The sequence below is a fragment of the Candidatus Binatus sp. genome (genome assembly GCF_036567905.1).
Lineage (GTDB): Bacteria > Desulfobacterota > Binatia > Binatales > Binataceae > Binatus.
Window position 1 is genome coordinate 59,358 of record NZ_DATCTO010000077.1, and the last position, 10,842, is coordinate 70,199.

A 10,842-nucleotide genomic window follows, 5' to 3' on the forward strand; every position below is an offset into this window, starting at 1 on the left:
GACGAGGCGTCGATGGCCGATTGCTCACAATGCGAGACACCGTTCCCCACGGGCGCGAAGTTCTGCGCTGCGTGCGGCAATCGCGTCGATGCGGCTGGCGCGGACAAATTCTGGCGGCCAAGCGACAGCCGGCCTCGCCGCAGTGGGTTCTCAGCTTCATGGATTGCCGCAGTCAGTGGTGCGTTTTTGGTTGGCGCAGCCCTGACATGGTTGCTTATGCCTGCCGGGAAACACGATCGTTCCCAAGTTGCCATGCAGCCAACTATCCAGAAGCGTGCACCGATTTTGAACGCCCAAGCATCTGGTATGCCGCCCGGACATTCGGCGACGTCTTTACCGGCGGGGCACCCGATGGCTCGTGGTCAGGCCCACGCCGCCGGCACGCTTATCGCCAAGGCGGAGAAACAGGCCAAGGCCCGTCCCAAGGACATCGAAGTTTGGAACCGCCTCGGCGACGTGGCCTTTCGCTCCGCGGCGTTCGACCCCGCGAACGATGACACGGCGCGTGAAGCGTTCACTCACGTGCTCGAACTCGACCCCGACAATCTCGACGCCCTGCGCGGGCTCGGAAACGTATCTTTCGATCAACGACGATTCGACAAAGCGATCGCGGCGTACCAGCACTACTTGGGCCGTAAACCGAAAGACGTGCAGGTACTCACCGATCTCGGCACGATGTATTTGGCCCAGCACAACTCCCACGAGGCAATCGCACGCTACGCTGCGGCGCTCTCGCTCGAGCCGGGGTTCTTTCCAGCTCAGTTTAACCTTGCAGTGGCGTACCTGCTGCTCAATGACACCGCCCATGCACGTGAGGCGCTGTCGCGCGCGCGCGCGCTTGCACCTGGAGATGCTGCTCGCACCAGGATCGATCTGCTGTTGGCGCGGATAGATTCAAATGAAATGGCGAAGAGCACTGCTGCCAGCAAGTCGCGATGAAATTTCCCTTACACTTCAGTGTGCCGAGTCAAAAGTGGCAGGTCATTGGCAAGAACGATATTGGCGATGATCAGCTCACGCCATGGACGGCGGCGTCGCCTTAATCAATGTTCCTCGGCAACGAATTTCTCCCCTGAAATCTCTTCTCCGAAAAGATACCGCAAGATACGCGCGAGAGATTTCCTGGAAGCCGCCCCGGCGATCTGAAGATTGCACGACTGTGTCTGACCTGCGCCGCATGCAGGACCACCAGTCCAAGAAGTCGTCGCGGCTGCGCCCGCTGCATTTGAGAGCGACGGAAGAATCTGAGAAATTGTAGCCTGACTCGGGTGAGGTAAATCGGCGAGCTTCATGCAGAGGCTCGCGGCCCGCGTTCTGATATTCTAACAGACGGGGCGGCGCACGAACGCGGTGGTTCGCTTTTCGCTGCACCGCGTGCGCATTTTTTTGCGCAGCTCGCGCATCAGTCAGACCGTGGCCGGGCCGTCCGGATCGAGAGGCAAGTTTTTTTGAACTTCGTATTTTTTCGCGCGCCTAAGAAGCCGGCAGCCTCTTTCGCGCATATCGACGAGCCGATCCGTGCGGAACTGTTCAGCGTCGAGCGCCTGGAACAGCATGGCGAGACGCTGGCGGTTGCGCAGCGCGTCACCGACTACCCGGGCCGCGGACGGCCGATGGCGGCGCGGGTGCGCGACAACGGGCGAGTGTTGCTCGCGGCGTATCGCGGCATCGCAAGCGCAATCCGCGAGGAACGCGCGATCACGCCGGCCGCGGAGTGGCTGGTCGATAACTTTCATGTCGTCGAAGAGCAGATTCGCGAAATTCGCGATGATCTGCCGCGCGGATTCTACCGACAACTGCCCAAGCTCGCCGATGGCCCGCTGGAAGGGTATCCGCGCGTTTTCGGGATCGCGTGGGCCTACGTCGCGCATACCGACAGCCACTTCGATCCGCAGACGCTCGCCAAGTTCGTGCAGGCTTACCAGCACGTGCAGCCGCTGACGATCGGCGAGCTATGGGCGGTCGCGATTACGCTTCGAATCGTGCTCGTCGAAAACCTGCGGCGCTTGGCTGAACAGATGGGCCACAGCCGTGCGCAACGCCGGCATGCCGACCTGCTGGCGAACAGGCTGCTGGCATCGAACGGCCGCGACGCGGAGCCTGCCGAGGCAGTGCTCAAGGATTTGGACAAGTCGCCGCTGTCGGCGCCCTTCGCGGTGGAGATGGTTCAGCGCCTGCGCGATCAGGATCCCAAGGTGACGCCAGCGCTGCGGTGGCTGGACCAGCGGCTGCTGGCGCAGGGAACCACGGCAGACGAGATCGTCCGTCAAGTGCACCAAGGGCAGGGCGCGATGAACGTTACCGTCCGCAACGTCATCACGAGCATGCGCCTGATGTCCGCGGTCGACTGGGCGGATTTCTTCGAGAGTGTGAGCGCGGTCGATGCGGTGCTGCGCGCGGCCAGCGACTTTGCCGCGATGGACTTTGCCACGCGCGATCGTTATCGGCACGCGATCGAGGAACTTGCACGAGGTTCGAGGCACAGCGAAATCGAGGTTGCTCAAAGCGCGATTGATTCTGCGCGGGGTGCAGCGTCCGAAGTGCCAAACGGCGACGGCGCGAGGGCGCGTCGCGAGCACCATCCGGGCTACTACCTGATTTCAGAGGGGCGTCACTCTCTGGAAGCGCAACTGGGATTTCGCGCTCCGGTCCGTGACTGGATAGCTCGCGCCAACGCGGCCGCCGGAATCGCGGGCTATCTGGGCACGATCGCGGTGGTCACCGCGATCATCGTCGCGGGCGCCATGCTTGCGATAGAGGACGCGCAAATCAGTGGATGGACCCGGTTCATTCTCGCGATGCTCGCGATAATCCCCGCAACCGATGCGGCGGTCGTGATCGTCAATCGGGCAGTCACGACTTTCATCGGTCCCGCTATCATTCCCGCCCTTGAGCTTCATGATGGCGTGCCGCCGAGCCTGCGCACGATGGTCGTGATGCCGACTTTGTTGACCACGCGCGACGAGCTCGACGAGCAGATCGAGCGGCTTGAGGTTCATTACCTGGCGAGTTCGGACGGCGAGCTGTACCTCGCGATCCTCTCGGACTGGACCGACTCCGCGACCGAAACCGCGCCCGGCGACGACGACCTGCTCGGCGCAGCCACGGCAGGGATAGCGCGACTGAACCAACGTCACGGACAGGGGCCGGGCGGCAAGCGATTTCTATTGCTCCATCGCCGGCGCATCTGGGACGAAGCCGAAGGCGTGTGGATGGGCTGGGAGCGCAAGCGCGGCAAGCTGCACGAGCTGAATCGGCTGCTGCGCGGCGCGACGGATACGACGTTCATCGCGCCGGACGGACATCCACCGGCGGTTCCCGACGGCGTGCGCTACGTGATCACGCTCGACGCCGACACGCGAATCCCGCGCGGGGCCGCCAAGCGGATGGTCGGCAAAATGGCGCATCCGCTGAACGCTCCACGATTCGACAAGCAATGCGGCCGGGTGGTCGAAGGTCACGGGGTTCTGCAGCCGCGAATCACGGCTTCATTGCCGACCCGCCGCGAGGGATCGATTTTCCAGCGCGTCTTCTCCAGCACCAGGGGCATGGATCCGTACGCGTTCGCAGTTTCCGACGTTTACCAGGATCTTCTGGATGAGGGCTCTTACAGCGGCAAGGGGATTTACGATGTGGACATGTTCGAAGCGGCGCTGGCGGGGCGCGTCCCGGACAATGCGCTTCTGAGCCACGATCTTTTCGAGGGAACTTTCGCGCGCTCGGGATTGGTGTCTGACATCGAACTGGTCGAGGAGTTTCCATCGCGCTACGACGTTGCCGCCGCCCGACAGCATCGATGGGCCCGCGGCGACTGGCAATTGATCCCGTGGATTCTCGGCCATGGTTCCAGCACCGGCACGGCAACGACGGTCCCACGCGACGGCCGGTCATCGATTCCGCCGCTCGGGCGCTGGAAAATGATCGACAATCTGCGCCGCACGCTGTCGGCGCCGACGGCGTTGCTGGCGTTGCTGGCGGGATGGCGGCTGCCCGAAGCCGGCGCTGCGATTTGGACCGGGTTCATTGTCGCGACGATCGCGACTGCGCCGATGCTCCCGTTCCTGACCGGAATCATCCCGCGGCGGCGCGACATCTCCAAGCGCAGCCATATCCGCGCGGTCGTCACTGATCTGATAGTCGGGCTCTCGCAGCTCGCGATGATGCTGACCTTGCTCGCGCATCAGGCGTGGCTGATGAGCGACGCAATATCGCGAACGCTCTACCGTTTGTACGTGAGTCATCGGTTGATGCTCGAGTGGACGACCGCGGCGCAGGCCAAGCGGACCAGTCGTCTCGACGTTCGCGGCTTCTACGGCATGATGGCCGGCGCCGCGGTGCTCGGCGCGGCGGCGGCAATCTTCGTCGCATGGGCGGGTCACGGCGGCGCAATGATCGCGGCTCCCTTCGTGATCCTGTGGATGCTGTCGCCGGCCGTCGCGCGATGGGCGAGTCTTCCGCCGCGAATCGAGGGCACGAAGCCGCTCTCACTCGCCGACACAAGGGAGCTTCGACTGAGCGCGCGGCGCACCTGGCGTTTTTTCGAGAAGTTCGTGACCGCGGAAGACAACATGCTGCCGCCCGACAATTTTCAGGAAGACCCCAAGCCCGTGCTGGCTCATCGGACTTCGCCCACCAACCTTGGACTGTATCTGCTCTCGGTCGTCGCGGCTCACGATTTCGGCTGGATGGGAACGCATGAAACCGCTGAGCGGCTGGGCGCGACACTCGACACGATGAAGCGCCTGGAGCAGTTCCGCGGGCATTTCTTCAACTGGTATGCCACCCGCGACCTGCGGCCGCTGGACCCCAGATACGTATCGTCGGTGGACAGCGGCAATCTCGCGGGGCATCTGATCGCGCTGGGCAACGCATGCCGCGAGATGATCGCGCGGCCGGTTGTGGACCGGCAATGGCTCAAGGGAATCGAAGACTCGATCGCGCTCGTTCGCGAGGCGCTTGGCCCGCTGGCCGCCGACCGGCGAAGCAACACTGTCACTCCAAAGCAGCTGGAGGAAGCGCTCGACGCCATAGCGCCGTTGATCCAGTCGGATCCGCAAACCGTGGTGGAACTCGCCGCGTGGTTGGCGGAACTTGAGATTCAGAGCGATTCGATCAGTGACATTGCGCGCGCGTTGACGCTGGAGCGCGCCGACTCCGCCGCCGACGACGTGCTCGCATGGGCTGAAGCGCTCCGAGCATGCATCCGCAGTCATCGACGCGACATCGAATTGCTGAAGCCGTGGTCAACTCGCGGTGCTCGCGACGCGACTTTCGACGATCCCGCAACCCAGCTCGATTCGATGCCGACTTTGGGCGATCTGCCGGACCTCTATGATGAGGCGATCGGCTGCCTGAAGCGCCGCAACGACGAGCGCCCGGCTGATGATGCCACTGCCGGCGCGATTGCCGCGGCGCCCGGATCAATCGACTCGACAGTCGATGCGCTTGCGCGCGCCCGCGATGCGGCCAAATCGCTCGAGCGGCGGCTGACCGGGCTCGCCGCAACCGCGGGCAAGATGTTCGACGCGATGAAGTTCGACTTCCTGTTCGATCCCGCGCGCCAACTGCTGTCGATTGGCTACCGGGTCACGGACGGGAGCCTCGATTCCAACTGCTACGACTTGCTTGCTTCCGAGGCGCGGCTGGCGAGTTTTGTCGCAATCGCAAAGGGGGAAGTACCGGTCAAGCACTGGTTTCGCCTGGGGCGCGCCATGACACCGGTCGATCGCGGCTCGGCGCTGATTTCATGGTCGGGATCGATGTTCGAGTACCTGATGCCGTCGCTGGTGATGCGCGCGCCGGCCGGGAGCCTGCTCGAGCAAACCAATCGGCTGGTTGTTCGCCGGCAGATGAAGTACGGCGCCGAGCTCGGGATGCCGTGGGGCGTCTCGGAATCCGCGTACAACGCGCGCGACCTCGAGCTCACCTATCAGTACTCGAACTTCGGGGTGCCCGGACTCGGGCTGAAGCGGGGACTTAACGAGAACGCGGTGATAGCACCCTACGCCACGGCGCTGGCGGCGATGGTGGATCCGGAAGCCGCCGCGCAGAATTTCTCGCGGCTGTTAATCGCCGGCGGGCTTGGGCATTTCGGCTGGTACGAGGCGCTGGACTACACCCCGTCGCGCGTTCCCGAAGGTGAGAGCGTCGCCATCGTGCGTGCCTACATGGCGCATCATCAGGGCATGACGCTGGTGGCGCTTGCCGACGCGCTGAACACTGGCGCGATGCGCAGGCGGTTTCACGCCGAACCCATGATCCAGGCGACTGAGCTGCTGCTGCAGGAGCGAACGCCGCGCGACGTCGCGGTGGCGCGCCCGCGTGCCGAAGAGGTCAAGGCGGAAGCCAACGTCCGCGAGAGCACTCCGCCGACGATTCGCCGGTTCCATTCGCCGCACGATCTGATCCCGCGCACGCATCTGTTATCCAACGGCAGGTACACCGTGATGATCACCGCGGCCGGCTCGGGCTTCAGCCGCTGGCGCGACATGGCGGTGACGCGATGGCATGAGGATGTGACCCGCGATTCGTGGGGGACCTATGCCTTCATTCGCGACGTGAACAGCGGCAAGGTCTGGTCGGCGGGCTTTCAACCGGCCGGGGTCGAGCCGGACAGCTACGAAGTCGAGTTCTCCGAGGATCGGGCGGAAATCGTGCGCCGCGACGGCAGCATGACGACCACGCTCGAAGTCGCAGTGTCGCCCGAAGATGACTCCGAAGTTCGGCGCGTGTCGATTTCGAATCTCGGCAATCGCGTCCGCGAGGTTGAGCTGACCTCGTACGCCGAAATCGTGCTGGCGCCCGAGGCGTCGGACACTGCGCATCCGGCCTTCTCCAAGATGTTCGTGCAGACGGAGTTCGACGCCCAGGTCGGCGCGCTGCTGGCGACGCGGCGACTCCGCTCGCCCACCGACGCGCCGGTCTGGGCGGCACATCTGGCGGTGGCCGAAGGAGAGTCCGTAGGCAAGATTCAGTTCGAGACCGATCGCGCGCGGTTTCTTGGGCGCGGGCGGGATATCCGCGATGCAATTTCGGTGATCGACGGGCGTCCGCTCTCGGATACGGTGGGCACCGTTCTCGATCCGATCTTCAGCGTTCGCCGGCGGCTGCGAATACCGGCAGGAGCTACGGCGCGCGTCGCATTCTGGACCATCGTCGCGCCGACCCGGGCCGAAGCGCTCGACCTGGTGGACAAGCATCACGACTCGACCGCATTCGAGCGCGCGGTGACGCTGGCGTGGACGCAGGCGCAAGTGCAACTGCATCACCTGCGGGTTGACGCCGACGAGGCGCATCTTTTTCAGCGTATCGCAAATCGCGTGCTCTACTCGGATCCGACCCTGCGCCCTTCGTCCGACCTGCTCAAGCGCGGCGTCGGCGGACAATCGAAGCTGTGGCCCAGCGGGATTTCCGGCGACCTGCCCATCGTGCTGGTTCGGATCGACGAGATAGGGGATTTGGAGATCGTGCGCGAGTTGGTGCGCGCCCATGAATATTGGCGGATGAAGCGGCTGTGCGTCGATTTGGTGATTCTGAACGAGCGACCCCCGTCATACGATCAAGAATTGCAAATCGCGCTCGAGGCCATGGTTCGGTCCAATCCGGCGCGGTCGTCTTCCGACGGGCAGGGCGCATGCGGAAATGTGTTCGTGCTGCGCTCCGATCTGGTTTCGGTCGAGCTGCGAAACGTTCTGCAGACCGTGGCGCGGGCGGTGTTGCTGAGCCGGCGCGGGACCTTATCCGAGCAAGTCAAACGGCTGGAGATGTTTGAGCCGGCGGCAGCCCCGCCGCCGCGGCGAACCCCTGCGACAGGCCGGGGGGAGATCTCGACGCCGCGGCGCGAGCTCGAGTTTTTCAACGGTCTGGGCGGGTTTGCGGCGGACGGCCATGAATATGTGACGATTCTCGGCGAGGGACAATGGACGCCGGCGCCGTGGATCAACGTGATCGCAAATCCCTCGTTCGGCTTCCAGGTCTCGGTCGAGGGCGCGGGCTACACCTGGGCAATCAACAGCCAGCAGCATCAGATTACGCAGTGGTCAAACGATCCGGTGAGTGACCGTCCCGGTGAGGTGATCTACGTTCACGACCTGGACACCGATGAGCTGTGGGGACCGACCGCGATCCCGATTCGCGAGGATGTCGCGCCGTACGTCGTTCGCCACGGCCACGGCTACAGCATCTTCGAGCACACCTCGCACGGAATTTCACTCGAGTTGACGCAGTACGTGCCGGTGGACGACTCGATCAAGATTTCGCGGCTGAAGATTCGCAATCTTTCGACGCGCGCGCGGCGTTTGTCGATCACCGCATACGTGGAATGGGTGCTCGGCACTTCGCGCGGCGCATCCGCCCCCTTCATCGTGACTGAGATCGAGCCCGAGACCCACGCGATACTCGCGCGCAATTCCTTCAGCACCGAATATGGAAGTCGAATCGCATTCGCAGACTTGAACGGCCAGCAACGGTCATGGACGGCGGACCGAACTGAGTTTCTCGGCCGCAACGGCACGCTGGACAATCCCGCGGCGCTCGCGGACGGCAACCCGCTGTACGCCAGAGCCGGAGCCGCGATCGATCCGTGCGCGGCGCTGCAAACGACCCTGTCGCTTAGGCCCAACGCTGTGACCGAGGTCGTTTTCCTGCTCGGTGAGGCGGCCACCAGGGCGGAGGCGATTTCCTCGATTAAAAAATATCGCGACGCGGACCTCGATTCGGTTTTGGCCGCCGCTGTACATCAATGGCACGGCTTGCTCGACACCGTTCAGGTAAAGACTCCGGACCGGTCGATGGACGTCATGCTCAATCGATGGCTGCTGTATCAGACCCTGGCGTGCCGCGTCTGGGCTCGATCGGCCTTCTACCAGGCGGGAGGCGCGTACGGCTTTCGCGATCAGCTCCAGGACGTGATGGCATTGACGGTGGCGCAGCCCGCGACGGCGCGGGAGCAACTGATCCGCGCGGCGGCGCGTCAGTTTGTCGCTGGCGACGTGCAACATTGGTGGCTTCCGCCCGCGGGCCAGGGCGTACGCACCCGCATCGCCGACGATCGCGTCTGGCTGCCGTTCGCAGTCGCTCATTATATCGAGGTGACGGGCGAGCTGGGCATTCTCGACGAAACGGTCCCCTTCCTTGACGGTCCGGAGCTGCATGCCGGCCAGGATGAATCGTACTTTCAGCCCACGATCTCCGAGCAGCGCGGCACGATCTTCGAACACTGTGCGCGGGCGCTCGACCATAGCCTCGCGGTTGGCATCCACGGAATCCCGCTGTTCGGGTCTGGCGACTGGAACGATGGCATGAACCGCGTCGGCGAGGCGGGCAAGGGCGAGAGTATCTGGCTCGGCTGGTTCCTTTACACGACGCTGCTGGCGTTTGCGCCGTTGGCGGATATCCGCCGCGAGGATGCGCGCGCTTCGACCTGGCGGCGTCGCGCAAATTCGCTTGCGGGATCGCTGGAGCGCGAAGGATGGGACGGCAACTGGTATCGGCGCGGTTACTTCGATGACGGGACGGCGCTCGGCTCGGCCGGCAATCTCGAATGCCGAATCGATTCGATCGCGCAGTCGTGGAGCGTAATCTCCGGCGCCGGAAGTCCGGTCCGCGCTGCTGCCGCGATGGCGGCGGTTGACGAATACCTGGTTCGTCGCGAAGACGGCCTGGTGCTGCTATTCACCCCGCCGTTCGATCACACTCCGCTGGACCCCGGATATATCAAGGGCTATCCGCCCGGCATCAGGGAGAACGGCGGCCAATATACACACGGCGCGCTGTGGTCCGTCATCGCGTTTGCGATGCTTGGTGATGGCGACAAAGCGGGCGAACTGTTCTCGCTACTGAACCCGATCAATCATGCGAACACGCGCGCAGGAATCCATCGCTACAAAGTCGAGCCCTACGTCGCGTGCGCCGATGTGTACTCGATGCCGCCGCATGTCGGGCGCGGAGGATGGACTTGGTACACGGGCTCGGCGGGATGGATGTATCGGACGGGTCTCGAGTGGATATTGGGCTTTCGTCTCCGTGGCAAAACGCTACTGATCGATCCGTGCATCCCGCGCAAATGGCCGGGATTCGAGATAGTCTACCGATACGGCTCGACCCGATATGAAATCGTGGTCGAAAACCCACGCAGCGTTAGTCGCGGAGTGAGCAGCGTGGAACTCGACGGCAAGGCACTCGCCGGGCGCCCGGCGCAAATCGCACTCGCCGACGACGGCATCACGCATCGAGTGCGAATTATACTTGGCTGATTGTGCGACGACCGGCGATAGTAAAATGAGTAATAGAGTATATTTAGTCAGTTTGTTCTCCCGAGCACTGCATTTGCGCTAATTTGGATTAGTCATTTTGACATTCCGCATTACTAAATATAGTATCAACTAGTCGGAATCGAATTAGGATTCGAGGTCGACTCTGATCCAGCCCAACAGTGGCCTTTCCGCTCGCCTTCGACCACGTTCCGCTAGACCATCGCAAATCGACAGAGAATAAGGCTTGAGGAGGTCCGTACGGGACGACCCAGTCTCACGGCTTGCTGCCTATGGGAATAAAATTGATGAAAAACAAACTGAGAAAGACGATTACTTTGTCCGGTGCGATTCTGGCGCTTGCGATCGCAGTGCCGGCGTTAGCGCAATATGGTCCCGGCTATGACGGACCGGGCTACTACGGAGGTCCGGGAGAAGCCGGATGGGGCGCCTACGACAATAATCACAACTGGCGCGGCGCCCGATGGTGGCATCGGCACGACATCATGTGGTTCTACGCCAATCATCCGCAATGGGCCGTGATGGACCCGCTGTGGCTCAATCAGGATGGCGCCTACGACAACTACGGCAC

The 10,842-nt window shown here is 63.1% G+C and carries 2 protein-coding genes and 1 pseudogene; all 3 read left to right on the forward strand.

Going from position 1 to position 10,842, the window contains the following annotated elements:
* The first annotated feature begins 12 nt into the window (after nt 1-12).
* Nucleotides 13-939, forward strand: coding sequence for a tetratricopeptide repeat protein (locus VIO10_RS12400; protein WP_331964525.1), 927 nt, complete (start codon nt 13-15; stop codon nt 937-939).
* A gap of 509 nt (nt 940-1,448) precedes the next feature.
* Nucleotides 1,449-10,253 carry a GH36-type glycosyl hydrolase domain-containing protein gene (locus tag VIO10_RS12405; protein WP_331964528.1) on the forward strand — a complete coding sequence of 2,935 codons (8,805 nt, stop codon included), beginning with the start codon at nt 1,449-1,451 and terminating at the stop codon, nt 10,251-10,253.
* A 305-nt stretch (nt 10,254-10,558) separates the two neighbouring features.
* Nucleotides 10,559-10,842: pseudogene (locus VIO10_RS12410) on the forward strand (hypothetical protein); the annotation flags it as partial.

Excerpts from the sequence above, each read along its gene's own strand:
- VIO10_RS12400 (WP_331964525.1), top strand. The coding sequence starts at position 13 with ATGGCCGATTGCTCACAATGCGAGACACCGTTCCCCACGGGCGCGAAG.